The organism is Micromonospora sp. NPDC051296, assembly GCF_040682255.1.
Taxonomy (GTDB): domain Bacteria; phylum Actinomycetota; class Actinomycetes; order Mycobacteriales; family Micromonosporaceae; genus Micromonospora; species Micromonospora craterilacus.
The window spans coordinates 35,202-51,613 of record NZ_JBFBAO010000005.1 but is presented as its reverse complement, the minus strand read 5'-3'; the positions used below and the strand labels follow the sequence as shown (position 1 = coordinate 51,613).

Below are 16,412 nucleotides of genomic sequence, written 5' to 3'. Positions count from 1 at the left end.
AAGACAGTCAAGGGTCGGTGGCGGCTCGCTGTCGCGTTCGGCGTGGTGGCCACGCTGGGTGTCTCCGGCTGTGGTCTGAACGAGGACAACTCGTCCTCCGGCGGCTCGTCGGACACGGTGCTGCGGATCGGTACCACCACCGACGTGAGCAACTTCAATCCGCTCCAGTCGCTGAGCAAGACCGACTCGTGGATCCTCAACGCGATGTACCCGCACCTGCTGCGGATCGACGAGAACGCGCAGAAGGCCCCCGAGCTGGCCAAGGAGTACCGCTACGAGGACGACGGCAAGACTGCCGTGTTCGAGCTGCGCGACGACTTCAAGTGGACCGATGGTCAGCCGGTGGTCGCCGAGGACGTCAAGTTCAGCGCCGAGAAGATCATGGAGTACAAGCTCGGCAACGTGGCGGCGAAGCTGACCTGGGTCGAATCGATCGAGGCGCCGGACGCGACCACCGTCAAGTTCAAGCTCTCCCAGCCGTACGCGCCGTTCGCCGAGGGTGTCGGCTTCTGGATGTCGATCGTGCCGAAGCACATCTTCGAGAAGGCCGGCGACCTCTCCAAGTTCCCCAACGACTCGAACTGGGTCGGTGCCGGGCCGTTCGTGCTGGACAGCATGACCAAGGGCCAGCGCTACGTGATGAAGCGCAACGAGCACTACCCGCTCGCGCCGGAGGGCAAGGCCGCGGTCAGCCAGGTCGAGTACCGGGTCTACCCGGACGTGAACACGATGATGCTGGCGCTGCGCAACGGCGACATCGACCTGATGGGTACCCCGGTGCCGGTGTCGGCGGCGAAGACCTTCGAGAACGACTCGAAGATCAAGCTGGAGAAGGTCGGCGCGCTGGGCTTCGCGCACCTGACCTACAACATGAAGAACAAGTACCTCGCCGACCAGCAGGTCCGGCAGGCGCTGTCGATGTCGGTCGACACCAAGGCGATCATCGACGCGGTGCTCCAGGGTGACGGCCAGCAGATGTCCGGGCCGATCTCGCCGATCTTCGCCGAGTACGACAACACCGAGATCCAGCCGTACCCGTTCGACCCGGCGGGGGCGAAGGCCAAGTTGGCCGCGGCGGGCTACCAGGACGCCAACAACGACGGCTTCTTCGACGAGCTGTCCTTCGGCGTGGCGTGCGACCAGTCCAACGCGAACATCACCCGCGTGGTGCAGCTCTTCCGGGAGAGCGCGGCCAAGGCCGGCATCAAGCTGGAGAACGAGTGCGTGGAGCGGAACACCTTCCTCACCCGCACCAAGAACGGCGAGTACGACATCGACGCCTCGCAGTGGGGCGTGTTCGACAACCCGATGGACCAGCTGCGCAGCACCTACCTGTCCAGCAACCCGGGCGGCATCAACTACAACCTGCTCGAGTCGGCGGAGATGGACACGCTGATCAACGACGCGGCCGGCACCACCGACCCGGAGGCGTTCAAGGTCAAGATCAAGAACCTTGACCAGGTCGTGCACGAGCAGGCGTACCTGACCCCGCTGTACGTGGAGAACTTCCAGTTCGCCTACAACGCCAGCAAGTTCACCGGCTTCACTCCGTCGCCGTCGGACCTGCTCGGCATGGTCACCGCGTACTCGCTGGCCCAGGTCACCCCGGTCAAGTAACCCCCAACCAGAGGGAAAGGAGGGGTCCCCCGTGGTGCGTTTCGTGCTCAGCCGGGCACTGAAGGCCGTCCTGACCGTGTGGATTGCGATCACGTCGACTTTCTTCCTGCTCCGGCTACTGCCGGGGGACCCCACGACCCTCATGGTCGAGGGGGACATGACGCCGGAGATGCAGGCGGCCCTGCTCAAGACGTACGGCCTGGACCGTCCGCTGTGGGAGCAGTACGTGTCGTACCTGCGCGAGCTGGTCCAGGGCAACCTGGGCATCTCGTTCCGGCAGATCCAGCCGGTCACCGACATCATCCTCGACCGCCTGCCGTGGACGTTGCTGCTGGCCGGCAGCGCGTTCGTCCTCACCATCGCCGTCGGTATCCCGATCGGCGTGACCGCCGCGGTCAACCGTGGCAAGTGGCTCGACCGCGCGCTCCAGGGCTTCGGCATCAGCGCGAATGCGCTCTTCGTGCCCAGCGTCGCCATCCTGCTGCTGGTCTTCTTCGGAGCCCAGCTCGGCTGGTTCCCGATCGGTGGGGCGATCGACCCGGACACCCGGGGCGTCGGGGCCTACCTGAGCCTGGCCCACCACCTGGTGCTGCCGGTGCTGTCACTGATCCTGGTGCAGCTCGGCCCGTACGCGCTGACCCTACGTACCAACATGATCGAAGTCCTCGGTGAGGACTACATCCGCGCCGCGCAGGCCCGCGGCCTCTCGGCCCGGCGTCGGGTCTGGAAGCACGGCCTGCGCAACGCGATCCTGCCGGCGCTGACCCTGATGGGTCTCCAGTTGGGCACCCTGGTCGGCGGCGCGGTGCTCACCGAGACGGTATTCGCCTACCCCGGGGTCGGCCGGCTGATCTACGAGGCGGTCGGGCAGCAGGACTACCCGGTGATCCAGGGGGCGTTCATCATGCTCGCCGTCACCGTAGTGATCGCCAATGCGCTGACCGACATGCTCTACGCCGTTCTCAACCCCAGGATCCGGCTGTGAGCGCGAGGAGTGCAGCGAAGCGGAGCCCCGCAGTCGCGAACTCAGAAACCGCCGTGAGCGCCGCCACCAACGAAGGGAGGGTGCCGTGAGCGCCCCCGTGCTGACCGAGCAGGCGATTCCGCCGGTCGCTCCGGCCACGAGCAAGCGGTCCTCCTGGTACGCCTACCTGCGTCAGCCCACCGTGGCGCTGTCGGTGCTGGTGCTGCTCGTGATGGTGCTGATGGCGGTCTTCGCGCCGCTGATCGCCGACGAGCCCAGCGGCGCCGGCCCGGACGTGCTGCAACCGCCGTCCGGAGCGCACTGGTTCGGCACCGACGACCTCGGGCAGGACATCTTCGCCCAGGTGGTCTGGGGCACCCGGACCAGTCTGGTGATCGGCCTGGCCGCCTCGTTGATCGCGATCGTGCTGGGCACCGCGATCGGGCTGGCGGCGGCGTACTTCCGCCCGATCGACGCGTTCGCCACGGTGATCACCGACGTGATGCTGGCGCTGCCCACCCTGCCGCTGATGATCATGCTGGCCGCGGTGGTGAGCCCGAGCGTCTGGACCCTGACGCTGATCATCGGATTCTTCGCCTGGCCCGAGGTGGCCCGGCTGATCCGTTCGCAAGGGCTGGTGATCAGCGCGATGCCCTACATCGACGGGGCCCGGGTGCTGGGCGCCACCGGCTGGCGGATCGTCACCCGCGAGATCCTGCCCGCCGTCGTCTCGCTGATGATCGTCAGCGTGCTGCTCACCGCCTCCCGGGCGGTGATCTCCGAGGCCGGTCTGAGCTTCCTCGGCCTCGGCGACCCGGACGCCTGGTCCTGGGGACGGATCCTGCTCAACGCCCAGCGCAGCGGCACGATCGCGATCGCCTGGTGGCAAACGCTCTTCCCGTCCCTGGCGATCCTGCTGCTGGTGCTCTCCGCGACCCTCGCCGGAATGCGGTTCAACGACACCCGTGATCCCCGCCGCAACGGAGGCTGACCAGTGCGACTGCCCGAGAGCTTCTACACCAGCGTCCGCACCCGACTCAGCGAGGCGCTCGACGAGCGCGGCCTGGACGGCTTCCTGGCCACGTCCCCGGCGGACGTCGCCTTCCTCAGTGGCTTCTTCTACATCGCCACCGAGCGCCCGGTCTACCTGTGGATGCCGCGCGAGGGTGACCCGCTGCTGGTGATCCCGCGCCTCGACGAGGAGTACGCCGCGCAGCAGGGCGTCACCACCCCGATGGTCAGCTACTTCGAGTACCCGGGGGTGGTCAGCGCCGAGGAGACCCTGGCCGCCGCGCTGTCCCGCCCCGGCGGGGCGGGACGCCGCATCGGCGTGAGCGCCGGCGTGTCGGTGGCCGCGTACCGGGCACTGTCCCGGGCCATCGGCGGCGCCGAGCTGGTCACCACCGACGCGGTGGCGAAGCTGCGGCTGCGCAAGTTTCCCGAGGAGATCCCGTTCCACGAGGCGGCCGCTGGGATCTGCGACGAGATGCTCGCCGCCGGGCGAGGGCTGATCGAGGAGGCGCTGGCCTCCGGCGGCCCGCTGCCGCGGGAGGACGAGATCGCCCGGCACGTGATCGGGTACGGCACCGACCGGATGTACGCCCACTACGACCTGGTGGTCTACACCACCAAGCTGGCCGGTGGGCTCGTCTACGCCGGGCCGAACTCGGCCCTGCCGCACGGACTGCCGACCCGTCGGCGGATCCAGCCGGGCGACACGCTGATCCTCTCCCTCGGCGCGGCGGTGGCCAGCCGGTTCGTGGAGAGCGAACGCACCTTCATCGTCGGTGAGCCCACCGCCGAGCAGGTGCGCTACTACGAGGCCGACCGGGAGGCGCAGGAGGTCGGCACCCAGGCGATGATCGCCGGGCGGAGCTGCGCCGAGGTCAACAAGATCTGCCTGGACGTGCTGCGGGAGCACGGACTGGGCGACTACATCCGGCACCGGCAGGGGCACGGCATCGGGTTGCAGAACCACGAGGCGCCGTGGGTCGAGGACGGCGACGACACCGTGCTCGCCCCCGGGATGCTGCTCTCCAGCGAGCCCGGTGTCTACGTTCCCGGCCACGCCGGCTACCGCATTTCCGACACGGTCCTGGTGCAGGAGGCCGGCCCGCGCCGGCTCACCGGCTACCCGCGCGACCTGGCATTCAACGTCATCGAGGGGGTCCGATGAAAATCAACGGAGCGGAACTGGTCGTCGAGGCGTTCGGCCCCGAGGACGGGCCGGCGATGATCGTGCACCACGGCGCGCCGGGTCTGGGCTCGCGCAGTGAGCCCAAGCGCTCGTTCGGCCCGTTCTCCGACCGGATGCGGGTCATCGTCTTCGACGCCCGGGGATCCGGCGAGTCCAGCGACGACGAACCGTTCACCCACGAGCAGTGGGTGGCCGACGTGGACGCGATCCGGGAGCACTTCGGCTACGAGAAGATCGTCATGGCCGGCGGCTCGTACGGCGGGTTCATCGCCCTGGAGTACGCCATCGCCCACCCGGACCGGGTCTCCGCGCTGGTGCTGCGGGACACCGCGGCGGACACCGCGCACGACCACCTGGCCGTGGAGCGGGCCCGCAACACCGACCGTTCGGTGATCCCGGAGTGGGTCATCGAACGGATCGGCACCGGCCGGTTCGAGAGCAACGAGCAGTTGCGTGAGTACTGGCGGGCCATCCTGCCGCTCTACGACCACCAGCACGACCCGGCCAAGGACGAGGCGCGGCTGGCCGCCACCCGCTTCCACTACCGGACCCACAACGCGGCCTTCGGGCAGAACATGCCCCGCTACGACCTCAAGCCGAAGCTGCCGTCGATCACCTGCCCGACCCTGGTCACCGTGGGCCGGCACGACTGGCGTACCCCGGTGGCGGCCTCGCAGGTCATCGCGGACCTGATCCCGAACGGCGAGCTGATGGTGTTCGAGAACTCCGGCCATTCCCCGCAGCTGGAGGAGCCCGAACTGTTCCAGCAGGTGGTGCGGGACTTCCTCGGCAGAGCCGGAGTGCTGCGATGACCCTGTTGGAGATCGCCGACCTGCGGGTCGCGTTTCCCGGCCCGAGCGGGCCGGTCAACGCGGTCAACGGGGTGTCGCTCGGCGTCGACTCCGGGCAGACCCTGGCCATCCTCGGCGAGTCCGGCTCGGGCAAGAGCGTCACCGCGCAGGCGGTGATGGGCATCCTCGACGTGCCGCCCGCCACGATCACCGGTTCGGTCCGGCTGCGGGGCCGGGAGCTGCTCACCCTGCCGCGCAAGCAGCGTGACCGGGTCAGCGGCGAAGAGATCGGCATGGTGTTCCAGGACGCGATGGCCGCGCTCAACCCGGTCTTCACCGTCGGGCACCAGATCATGGAGGTGCTGCGGGTCCGCCGGGGCATGTCCAAGGCCGACGCCCGACGCCGGGCGATCGAGCTGGTCGACCGGGTTCGGATCCCGGCGGCCAAGGACCGGATCCGGGACTATCCGCACCAGTTCTCCGGTGGTATGCGCCAGCGCATCATGATCGCGCTGGCCATCTCCCTGGAGCCGGACCTGCTGATCGCCGACGAACCCACCACCGCCCTGGACGTGACCGTGCAGGCCCAGGTGATGGAGCTGCTCGCGGAGATCCAACGGGACAGCGGGATGGGCCTGCTGCTGATCACCCACGACCTGGGGGTGGTGGCCGAGGTCGCCGACGACGTGGCGGTGATGTACGCCGGCCGGATCGTCGAACGCGGCACGGTCGAACAGATCTTCGTCGGTCCGGCCCACCCCTACACCGAAGGGCTGCTCGCCTCGATGCCCCGGGTGGACCGGCGCGACGAGCAGCTCTACGCGATCCCGGGCGCCCCGCCCAACCCGGCCCGGCTGCCCGCCGGCTGCCCGTTCCACCTGCGCTGCCCTCGGGCCACCGACGAGTGCCTGGTGACCCTGCCGCCGCTTCGGGCGCTGCCGGCCAACCGGGCCAGCGCCTGCCACCACCACGAGGAGGTGCTCGGTGCCACCCGACGATGACGTGGTGCTACGGGTCGAGAACCTGGTCAAGCACTTCCCGGTCAAGGGGCGGATCCCGTTCACCTCGGGCGGGATGGTCAAGGCCGTCGACGGGGTCTCTTTTGACCTGCGCCGGGGCGAGACGCTCGGCGTGGTGGGCGAGTCCGGCTGCGGCAAGAGCACGCTGGCCCGGATGCTGGTCGGGCTGGAACAGCCCACCTCGGGCGCGGTGCGCTTCGGCCGGTCGGTGGTGCACCAGGCCAAGGGGCGGGAACTGCGCGCGCTGCGCCGGCGAATCCAGATCGTGCTCCAGGACCCGTACACGTCGCTGAACCCCCGCCGGACCATCCGGGAGATCCTGCTCCAGCCCTTCGAGATCCACCCCGACGTGCTGGACCGCCAGCGTCGGGTCGAGCGGATCAAGGAACTGCTCGACCTGGTCGGCCTCGACCCCAGCCTGCATCTGGACCGCTACCCGCATCAGTTCTCCGGCGGGCAGCGCCAGCGCATCGGCATCGCCCGGGCGCTCGCGCTGAACCCCGACGTGATCGTCTGCGACGAGCCGGTCTCCGCGCTGGACGTGTCGGTCCAGGCCCAGGTGGTCAACCTGCTGGAACGGCTCCAGGACGAGCTGGGCGTGGCGTACGTCTTCATCGCCCACGACCTGTCGGTGGTGCGCCACATCTCCGACCGGGTGGCCGTGATGTACCTCGGCAAGCTGGTGGAGACCGGTCCGGAGATCGACCTGTACGAGTCGCCCCGGCACCCGTACACCAGCGCGCTGCTCTCCGCCGTGCCGGTGCCCGATCCGGTCGGCCGTCAGCAGCGACAGCGGGTCCTGTTGGCCGGTGACCCGCCCAGCCCGGTCAACCCGCCGTCGGGTTGCCGGTTCCGGACCCGCTGTTGGCAGGCGACCGATACCTGTGCCAGCACCGAACCGCCGCTGGCCGCCGGTGAGCATCCGGTTGCCTGCCACTACCCGCTGGCCGCGTGACGGCCGGCGACCGTTTGTTTTCCGAAGGAGAAGGTGTCTTGCTGCAAGAACCCGCCCCCCGGTACCAGGGCCACAGGTCGTACTCGTACCTGGAGCCGCACTCGGACTACCGGGTGTTCGCGTTGGCGACGGAAGTTGGTCGGGTACCGGAGCACGACCTCGGACTGACCGATGCCCAGCGTGAGCGGGTGACCCGGCTGCTCACCGAGCACGCCGCGATCTCGCTGCACGAGCACCCGGTGATCCTGCCCGAGGACGTCCGCGAACTGCGCGCCTACAACCGGACCGCGCGTCAGCGCACCGGCTACGAGGGCCTGGCCCGCTCCGGCCTGACCGCGGTCTTCGACAACTTCATGGCCGGTGCCTCCTGCGTGACCAGCGAGAACGGTTGGAAGTGGAACGACCTCATCTATGCCCTCGGGATGCGGATGAGCGACCTCTACAAGCAGGACCACGTCTTCCTGGCGACCTCGCTGGCCGACATCCACGCCGCAAAGCGGGACGGCCGGCTGGCCCTGGTCGCCGGCCTGGAGTGCAGCAGCCCGATCGAGAACGAGCTGGACCGGATCGACATCCTCTACGGCTTCGGCGTCCGCCAGATGGGCATCGCCTACAGCCAGGCGAACATGCTCGGCGGTGGCCTCTCCGAGAAGCACGACGGTGGGCTGACCCACTTCGGTCGGCGCGCGGTGGACCGGATGAACAAGCTCGGTATCGCCATCGACATCTCGCACTCCGGCGACCAGACCTGCCTGGACGTGATCGAGGCCAGTCGGGTGCCGGTCTTCATCACCCACGCCGGCGCCCGCTCGGTCTGGGACACCTCCCGGATGAAGCCGGACGAGGTGATCCGGGCCTGCGCCGAGCGCGGTGGCGTGATCGGCATCGAGGCCGCTCCGCACACCACCCTCTCCGAGGCGCACAAGCACCACTCGATCGAGTCGGTGATGGACCACTTCACGTACTGCGTCGACCTGGTCGGCATCGACCACGTCACGTTCGGCCCGGACACCATGTTCGGTGACCACGTGGGGGTGCACAACACCTACGCCGGCAACTACGCCCACGACGCCGGCAACCGGCCGGAGCACCCGCGGGTGGAGTACGTGTCCGGGCTGGAGAACCCGGGCGAGGCGCTTGGGAACATCGTCGGCTGGCTGGTCAAGCACGACTACTCCGACGACGAGATCGCCAAGGTGATCGGCGGCAACACCATTCGGGTGCTCGAACAGGTCTGGTAATGCCCTCCTGGCGGATCGGCCAGGAGGGCACCGACGAACTACACTCCCTAGGCCGCCGGGGCGGCGGGGAACGATGAGGTGAAGGCGGATGGCTCGGCGCGAAACCGCGCTACAAACTGCGCACGGTCGGCTCCGGGAGCTGATCGGCAGTGAGTTCCGGTCGGGCGACAAGCTGCCCAACGAGCGGGACCTGGCCGATCGGTTGGAGGTCAGCCGGGCCACCGTACGTGAGGTGCTGGGCCAACTCGCCGCAGAGGGCGTGGTGACCCGTACCTGGGGGATCGGCACCTTCGTGCACGACGGCGCCGAGCGGGTGCCGGTGTCGATCGGCGACGTCACGGCGCTGCGGGACCGGATCACCGCCTCGGGCCACCGGCCGACGCTTCAGGACGCCACGGTCAGCCGGGCGAAATGTCCCGCCGACTGTGCCAAGGTGCTCGGCTTGGAGCCGGACTCGCCGGTGTGGCGGGTCGACCGGCTCTTCGCCGTGGACGGCGTCCCTGCGGCCTGGATCCGTGACCATCTGCCGCTGCGTTTCGACGACCGCGACCTCGACCCGTCCGGGCTGGTCAGCATCGACCTGGACATGTTCGAGTTCCTCGCCAGCGCGACCGGCATGCCGGTGCGGCGGGCCGAGATCGAACTCGCCGCGGTGCTCGCCGACGAGGAGTCCACCGCCCGGCTCGGCGTGGCGGTCGGGCATCCGCTGATCACCGCGACCCAGATCGGCTACGGAACGGGTGGCGCGGCCCTCTTCCACGGGCACATCACGGTCCGCACCGACGTGCTGACCCTGCGGATCAGCCGGGGAGGGGACCCCCAGCCAGCACGGTGAGCGCCCCGGTGTCACCGGGGCGCTCACCATCGGGCCGTCGCCTGGAGGCCGTGGCTGACCGGCTTCAGTGGTGCAGAGCCGCGTGGTTAGGCACTGCGGGCTCAGGCGGTGGCGCTCGCCGACACGTCCGGGTCGGCCACGTCGTCCGCCGCCGGCTCGTCCTCGGCCGGTTCGTCGTTGGCCGGCTCGTACGGCAGGGCGCTGCCCTTGACGTACTGCTCCCAGCTGACGTTCCAGTCGGTCCAGCCGTTGCCGAGTTGCAGCTTGCGCTCGGTGCCCTTGACGACGATCGGGTCGCCGACCTTGGTGTTGGTGAACAGCCAGGCGCCGTTGGCCATCGAGACGTTGACGCAGCCGTGCGAGACGTTGGTGGTGCCCTGCTGCCCCTCCGACCAGGGCGCGGCGTGGATGAACTCGCCACCCCAGGTCAACCGCTGGGCATAGTCGATCTTCGTCCGGTAGCCGTCCTCGGGGCCCAGCTCGTCGTACGTGTCGAAGACCGTCTTGCGCAGCTTCTCCATCACGACCATGGTGCCGCTGGAGGACGGGGTGCTCTTCTTGCCCAGGCTCACCGGGATCGTCTTGATCGTCGAGCCGTCCCGGGTGACGACCATCCGCTTGGTCTTGTTGTCCACCGTCATTACCAGCTTGGGGCCGATCTTGATGTCGACGGTCAGGTCGGCCCGGCCGTACCAGCCGTCGCCCAGCGGCAGCCCACCCGCCTGCACCCGGTACGACACCTTGCTGCCGGCCTGCCAGAACTCCTTCGGCCGGTAGCGGACCTCGGTGGGGCTGACCCAGTGCCAGATGCCCTCCTGGGCCGGCGTCGAGGTCACCGTCATCCGCCGTTGCAGATCGGCCCGGTACTTCTCCGGGATGGCCCGGCCGAACTTCACGATCAGCGGCATGGCCACTCCGACGGTCTGGTCGTCGCCGAGGAAGCTGCTGATCCGGACCTGCTTGTCCGGCTTCGCCATGACGGTGAACGCGCTGGTGGCGGTCACCGGGCGGCCGTCGTCGCCGGTCGCGGTGACTTTGGCCGTGTACGACCCGCCGTACGTCAACGCCGTCGACGGCAGCCAGCTCTTGCCGTCCGCCGCCAGCTTGCCCTTGACCGCCTCGCCGCTGGCGTCGGTCAGCTCGACCGTGGTCTCCTTGGACTCCTTGGTGGCGAAGGTGATCGCCGTGGAGGCAGGTACGTCCTTCGCGTCGGCGGCCGGCTCGCTGATGCTCGCCGACGCCTTCGCGGCCGGCTGCTCCGCGCCGTCCTGCCAGCCCGGCCCCTTGTCGCCGCCCTTGCCGCCGGTGCAGGCGGAGGTCAGCGCCAACGCCACGGCGAGCACCCCCGCGGCGAGCACCCCCCGCCGGCGGTTGCGCTGGTCCCGAACTCGCATGGTGTCCTCACAGTCGTGGTCCGCTGCCCGTCCACATCACAGACGCACCGGAACACGTACCCGTTGCGGAAGGTGAACCGAAACACGTGGAGCGGGATGTCCGGATAGTGGCACATCCCGTCCCGTCACAGGGCCGGACCGGCACCACCGTCCGGAACCGGCAGCGCACTGCCTTTGACGAACTCCGCCCAGCTCAGGTTCCACGGCGTCCAGCCGTTGCCGTGCGCCAGCTTGCGCTCGGTGCCGGTGACGGTGATCGGATCACCGATCTTCGTACGTTGGAAGAGCCAGCGGGCGTTCGCCATGGAGACGTTCACGCAGCCGTGGGAGACATTCTGCCGCCCCTGGACGTGCTCTGACCAGGGTGCGGCGTGGATGTACTCGCCGCCCCAGGTGAGCCGCTGGGCGAACTGGATGTCGGTGACGTAGCGGTTCGCCGGGTCCGGGTCGTCCATCGTGTCGAAGACGGTCGCTTCCTTCTTCTCCATCACCACCAGCGTGCCGCTGGACGACGGGGTCTTCTTCTTGCCCAGGCTGACCGGCAGCGTCTTGATCAACTGCCCGTCCTCGTAGACCCGCATCTGCTTGTCGGAGTTGGTCACCTTCATCTCGAAGGCGGAGCCGATCTTGGCGGTGGCGCTCCGGTCGACGTTGCCGTAACGGCCGTTGCTCAACGGGATGCCGGCCAGCGCGATCCGCACGGAGAGCTTGGTGCCCGGCTTCCAGTACTCCGGTGCCCGGTAGTACGCCTGGGTGCCATTGCCCACCCAGTGCCACGCACCCGGCTGCGGCGGGTCGGTCTGCACGAACATCCGCTTCTGCACCGCGGCCCGGTCCTTCTCCGGGATGCCCGGGTGGAACTCCGCCACCACCGGCATGGCCACCCCGTACGTCTTGTCGTCGAACAGGTAGAGCCCGGAGGTGATCACCGAGTTCGGCTTGGCCATCGTGGTGAACGTGCTGGTGCCCTCGCTGACCGTGCCGTCGGGTCGGCTCGCGGTGACCGTGGCGGTGTAGCGGGTGGACCACTTCAGCGGGGCCGACGGCACCCAGGACGAGCCATCCGTACGCAGCTTCCCCTTGACCGCCTTGCCGTTCGCGGTGGCCAGCGTGACCTGCGACACCGTGGCGCCGTCCGGCAACTCGGCGTCGATCTCCACGCTCACCGGCTGCTTCTTCGCCCCGTCGGCCGGGCTCACCGTCAGCGGCGGCCCACTCGGCGTCCCCGGTGTCTCCGGCGTCGCCGTGCCAGACGCGCCGGCCGTCTCCCCGGGCACGAACTGAGCGCCCCCGCTCTCCTCCCGGCAACCCGACAGTGCCAGCGACGCCACCAGACCCAGAACGCCCACCACCGCCCCGGCCCGCGCGAACCTGCCCATCCCCACCCCTGTCTCACGCACCTGGCGGACATCGTGCCCCATGGCTGCCGTCTGGCATGAGCCCATCCCAAGCCTTGTGCGGCGTTCTCGCCAAATGTCCGAGAAGCTCAGCCGAAGGGAGGACCCGGGTATCGGATTGGAACCCGGCTCCGAGGGCGTGCTAGGGTTCTCCCCGTTGCCAACGAGCGCCGCTAGCTCAACTGGCAGAGCAGCGGACTCTTAATCCGCGGGTTCGGGGTTCGAGTCCCTGGCGGCGCACCATCGAACAAGGCCCTGACCTGGTAGATCTCTGCCGGTCGGGGCCTTTCGTGTACGCCGGTGGCGGGTGGTCGCTCGGCGGGTGCTTCCGGCTATGAGAGCGCACAAGCTGGCCCAACGCACTCGTGCTCGGGCGCGGATGGTGCCAGCCGGGGTGAGAAGATCCTCGGCCCATGGCTGCTGCACGTCTTTCTGAAACGCTTCGGGGCTGTCGAGCCAAAGCGGGTGTCAGCAACAGGAAGGGGTTCGCGGATGGGCGCCCACACGACGGCCGGCGCGGCGTTTCGTCGGATCGCATATGATCCGCACGTTTCTATCGGCGGCATATGGAAGCGGTACAACGTTCATTGCCCGCCGGGTCGCGACATGCCGCAGTAGGTGGGGCGAGGCGGGGATCGGCGGAATCGAGAAACCACGGCGATCCCCGCCAGCTAGTTCCTGCCGCCCCCAAGAGCTGCTGCATGCCGCTGCGGTAGGGGCGTCGAGGTGGCAGCTTGCCGCCCCGCCCCTTGGCCGTGACCAAGCCGCACCGTGCGGGGCTTGTCTCCGGCGGGCGGGCTCTCGCGATCGGCCGCGCCGCCTGAGCCGCCATTCTTGGACAGTTCCCGTTAGCAGCTAACGGGAACTGTCCAAGATTGCCAACGTCAGCCGCAGCCGGCGCTGCCGGTCGGCAGGTCGCGCACCAGCGGGCTCGCCGCTTCGAGGGTTGCCGGCCACGGGGATGCGGCTGGCGATTGTTGCCGGTGCCGCGAACGGGTGGGTGGGCCTGATTTTGGGTCGCTCTGGTGCCCCGTGCCGGCTTTCTGATCTTCAACTCGCTGTTCGTATAGCTGAGACTGTCCACTCTGCACTAACTGCCCGGAACCCTGGGTTAGCTGAGGAAGAATCGCTGCGCAACTGGATAGCGGGGAGGCATCGATCGGAGTAAGGTCTGCCCCTACCGCGGATTGATTCTCTGAGCGAAACGCGGCCCGCTACCTGCTCGCGGAAACCAGTTCCGAGCGAACCGGGTCGCCATTTGCCCTGTTCGGCCTCATGAAGGAGTTCGCGTGCAGCAGCACGATCCTGATGCGGTGCAGCCTTCCGCCGACCAGCGGCATCAGATGGTCGACAGTTCTTCCGTGCCACCGGCGCGTCCGTCCGATGCCGGCGGCGACGCCATCCGCGCTGAACCCGAAGGCGGACGGTTGGCCAACCGTCCGCCGGGCTATCCGAACGCGCTCGTCTGGCTGCGCGTCGGGATCCTGCGCGACTGGCGCGGTGTGCTCGGCTCCTTCGTCGCCGCGTGGTTCTACGTGCCGGTGGCGTTGTTCACCGCGGTGGTGTCCGCGGTGGTCACCGGCCTTGTCTTTTCGTTCACCGGCGGCGGGTTCCTTGAGGATCAGATCCCAGAGGTGGTTCGGGACGCCCCGATCATCGGGGGCTTGATCAGTTCCTTCCTCCAGCAGTCCGGCGGTGCGATCGGCGGTTTCGTCGGTGCCGCGCTCGCGTTCCTGACCGGTCTGCTGCTCGTGCCGATCCTCCGGTTCAGGGAAGTGGATAATGGCGTGTCCCTGCTCGCCGAGCTGGCCGGAATAGCGGCCGCGGCCATCTTGGTGGGGGTGCTCTACACCCTGTACCGGGTCCTGCTGGAGCATCGGCTGCTGCGGGTGTCGGGCGCGCGCGAGCTCAGCCGCCGCGAGGCGGAGCTGATCATGCCGATCCTGCACGGGTGTGCGCAACGGCTCGGCCTGCCAGGTGTGCCGCGACTGCTGGTCGAGGACGACCTGGTCAGCACGAACGCGCGCACCTATGCCCGGCACATCGTCGTCAGCACCGGTCTGCTCACCGATTCGCAGGAGGAGATCGCCGCGCTGCTCAGCCACGAGTTGGTGCACTGGCGTACCGGTGATGAGATCACCTCGGCCTTCGTCCGGGGGGTCGGGCTGCCGCTCGTCCTCGTGCACGCCGTGCCGACCTGGCTGATGCGGAGGTTCCCCCACCCGGCCACGAACCTGTTCGTCTTCATCTTCTTCTGGCCGGTCCTGCTGACCATGAAGTACCTGGTGCAGCCGCTGCATCGAACGGATGTCCGAGCGGCGGAGTACCGGGCGGACATGGGTGCGGTCGTAGCCGGGCACGCCGAGGGTCTGCGGGCCATCCTTGAGCGCCGCAAGTCGTTCGAAAGCGGGCGCAGCGGCTGGGACGAAGCCGTCTGCGCCGAGCACCCGCCGAACGAATTGCGCCTGGATCGGCTGGAGAGATTGCAGGCGGAGGGCGACGCTGCCGGACCGGGCACGCCGCCGAGGCGGGTGGTCGGCACCGCGGAACTCTTCGGCGGAGATGACCCGATCGATGTCCGGCGCCCGGCCCTCATCGGTGGGGCCGCTCTGCTGTCCGTCTGCCTGCTCTCCAGCCTGCTCGGTGTCGTGCAGTGGGGATTCTTCCGGCCGGAGGCTGCCGTCAACGGGTACTTCTCGGCTCTGGCGGACCGCGACATGGACGACCTTGCCGGGTGGCTGAGTCCGGAGTCCGAAGCGGCGGTGTCGAACGACGACCTCTTCGTCGAGAGGATCAAGTCGGCCGACTACCAGCCGCCGACCGACGTCGACATCGAGGCGATCGACCGAAAGGACGACGAAGCGACCGCCAAGGTCTCGTTCGTCGTCGGCGGCAACCGGACGGAGGCTAAGCTGACGCTCCGCCGCGACGAGGAGTCGACGGTCGGTGTCTTCAAGGGCTGGCACATCGTCAACGGGATCTCCGCCATTCCCGTCGACACCGGCCAGCAAGGCCTCATGATCAACGGGGTGCCGGTGCCGGCGTCGGCGCCGGCGGGTGAGAGCCCGCAGGTGTATTCGGTGCTCTCCGTGCCGGGTGTGCACGTTGTCAGCGTGGCGTCCAACCCGCTCAGTGAGACGGCACCGCAGACCGTCACCGTGCTGCCCGGCTCCGACTATGGCACTCCGATCCAAGTCGTCCCAGCGCTGAAGTCCGCAGCCCGGAGCAGCATCGACGAGCAGGTGAAGAAGTATCTGGACGACTGCGCTCAGCAGGCCGTAGCCGAACCGCAGGGCTGCCCCTTCCGGCTCAGCGGCTATCAGGATGCCGAAAAGATCAAGTGGGCGATCAGTCAGTACCCCTCGGTGCAGATCGACGTGCTCGGCCCGGCCGCCGCGCAGGTCTCGACGCCCTACGAGGCGCGGGGCCAGGTGCAGGTGAGCGGGACCTACCAGGCCTACTACGGGGCGGCTACGTTCACCGAGAACTACTCGTTCGCCGTCACCGGTGTCGTGACCGTCGCCGGAGAACAGCTCTCGTTCCAGCCTGGTATCGACGATTGAACAGGAGCATCCGGTGACCGACGCGTACTCGCTCGCGAGGCAGCCCGTTCGGCTACAGATGATCACGGATCTCAGGCAGCCGGCCCAGGTTCCGCTCATCGACTGGATCCACCGCCGCCCCGAGTTCCGTACCGGGGTGCGGGACCTGGGCGGACGTACCGGCGGCGGGCGGGCCGGCTTCAGCGAGGCCGTCATCATCGCGGTGGTGGCGCAGAGTCTGTTGCCCGGCCTCTTCGCCCTGCTCCAGACCTGGATCAGTCAGCAGCCCAGCGGTGCCACCGTCCGCATGCGGATCGGCGAGGCGGAGGTGGAGGTGCAGGTGACCGGGCGGACCGATCCCAAGCAGTTGCTGGACCAGGTCACCCGCACGATCCAGGAGAACCGCGACACCGGCCCGGACGACAAGGCCGTCTAGCTGGTTCTGGGACGCGGCCCATGC

13 protein-coding genes and 1 tRNA gene are annotated in these 16,412 nt (G+C 68.6%); 12 read left to right on the top strand and 2 right to left on the bottom strand.

Going from position 1 to position 16,412, the window contains the following annotated elements:
- The 9 genes from AB0M52_RS01275 to AB0M52_RS01235 form a co-directional block, all read left to right on the top strand.
- Window positions 1–1,617: ABC transporter substrate-binding protein (locus AB0M52_RS01275; RefSeq protein WP_363947215.1), on the top strand; the 1,617-nt coding region annotated here is incomplete at its 5' end.
- Window positions 1,618–1,648: 31 nt separating this feature from the next.
- Window positions 1,649–2,602: an ABC transporter permease gene (locus tag AB0M52_RS01270; RefSeq protein ID WP_363947211.1), complete on the top strand. Its 954-nt coding sequence runs from the start codon at window positions 1,649–1,651 to the stop codon at window positions 2,600–2,602.
- Between the two features lie 85 nt (window positions 2,603–2,687).
- The gene (locus tag AB0M52_RS01265) at window positions 2,688–3,572 is read left to right on the top strand and encodes an ABC transporter permease (protein ID WP_363947208.1); all 885 of its coding nucleotides are present in this window, start codon (window positions 2,688–2,690) and stop codon (window positions 3,570–3,572) included.
- Between the two features lie 3 nt (window positions 3,573–3,575).
- Window positions 3,576–4,757, top strand: coding sequence for a Xaa-Pro peptidase family protein (locus tag AB0M52_RS01260; RefSeq protein ID WP_363947205.1), 1,182 nt, complete (start codon window positions 3,576–3,578; stop codon window positions 4,755–4,757).
- Entirely contained in the window at window positions 4,754–5,590 is an 837-nt protein-coding gene (locus AB0M52_RS01255; RefSeq protein ID WP_363947203.1) for an alpha/beta hydrolase, read from the top strand. The genes AB0M52_RS01260 and AB0M52_RS01255 overlap by 4 nt, the downstream gene beginning before the upstream one ends.
- Window positions 5,587–6,570 (top strand): ABC transporter ATP-binding protein, encoded by a 984-nt coding sequence (locus AB0M52_RS01250; RefSeq protein WP_363947200.1) that lies wholly within the window; start codon window positions 5,587–5,589, stop codon window positions 6,568–6,570. The genes AB0M52_RS01255 and AB0M52_RS01250 overlap by 4 nt, the downstream gene beginning before the upstream one ends.
- Window positions 6,554–7,543 carry a dipeptide ABC transporter ATP-binding protein gene (locus AB0M52_RS01245; protein ID WP_363947197.1) on the top strand — a complete coding sequence of 330 codons (990 nt, stop codon included), beginning with the start codon at window positions 6,554–6,556 and terminating at the stop codon, window positions 7,541–7,543. The genes AB0M52_RS01250 and AB0M52_RS01245 overlap by 17 nt, the downstream gene beginning before the upstream one ends.
- 38 nt (window positions 7,544–7,581) lie before the next feature.
- Window positions 7,582–8,784 (top strand): membrane dipeptidase, encoded by a 1,203-nt coding sequence (locus AB0M52_RS01240; RefSeq protein WP_363947194.1) that lies wholly within the window; start codon window positions 7,582–7,584, stop codon window positions 8,782–8,784.
- An 88-nt stretch (window positions 8,785–8,872) separates the two neighbouring features.
- Window positions 8,873–9,619, top strand: a complete 747-nt coding sequence (locus tag AB0M52_RS01235) for a GntR family transcriptional regulator (protein ID WP_363947191.1) — start codon at window positions 8,873–8,875, stop codon at window positions 9,617–9,619.
- A 101-nt stretch (window positions 9,620–9,720) separates the two neighbouring features.
- On the opposite strand, the gene AB0M52_RS01230 is transcribed toward AB0M52_RS01235, so the two are convergent.
- Window positions 9,721–11,013 carry an Ig-like domain-containing protein gene (locus AB0M52_RS01230; RefSeq protein WP_363947188.1) on the bottom strand — a complete coding sequence of 431 codons (1,293 nt, stop codon included), beginning with the start codon at window positions 11,011–11,013 and terminating at the stop codon, window positions 9,721–9,723.
- 125 nt (window positions 11,014–11,138) lie between these two features.
- Window positions 11,139–12,392, bottom strand: coding sequence for an Ig-like domain-containing protein (locus AB0M52_RS01225; RefSeq protein WP_363947221.1), 1,254 nt, complete (start codon window positions 12,390–12,392; stop codon window positions 11,139–11,141).
- Between the two features lie 185 nt (window positions 12,393–12,577).
- Between AB0M52_RS01225 and AB0M52_RS01220 the strand changes: the two genes are divergently transcribed.
- From AB0M52_RS01220 to AB0M52_RS01210, 3 genes are all read left to right on the top strand, one after another.
- Window positions 12,578–12,653: transfer RNA gene (locus AB0M52_RS01220), tRNA-Lys, on the top strand.
- Window positions 12,654–13,837: 1,184 nt separating this feature from the next.
- Window positions 13,838–15,973, top strand: coding sequence for a M48 family metalloprotease (locus tag AB0M52_RS01215; protein ID WP_363947185.1), 2,136 nt, complete (start codon window positions 13,838–13,840; stop codon window positions 15,971–15,973).
- Between the two features lie 13 nt (window positions 15,974–15,986).
- The gene (locus AB0M52_RS01210; RefSeq protein WP_363947182.1) at window positions 15,987–16,388 is read left to right on the top strand and encodes a hypothetical protein; all 402 of its coding nucleotides are present in this window, start codon (window positions 15,987–15,989) and stop codon (window positions 16,386–16,388) included.
- Window positions 16,389–16,412: the final 24 nt, after the last annotated feature.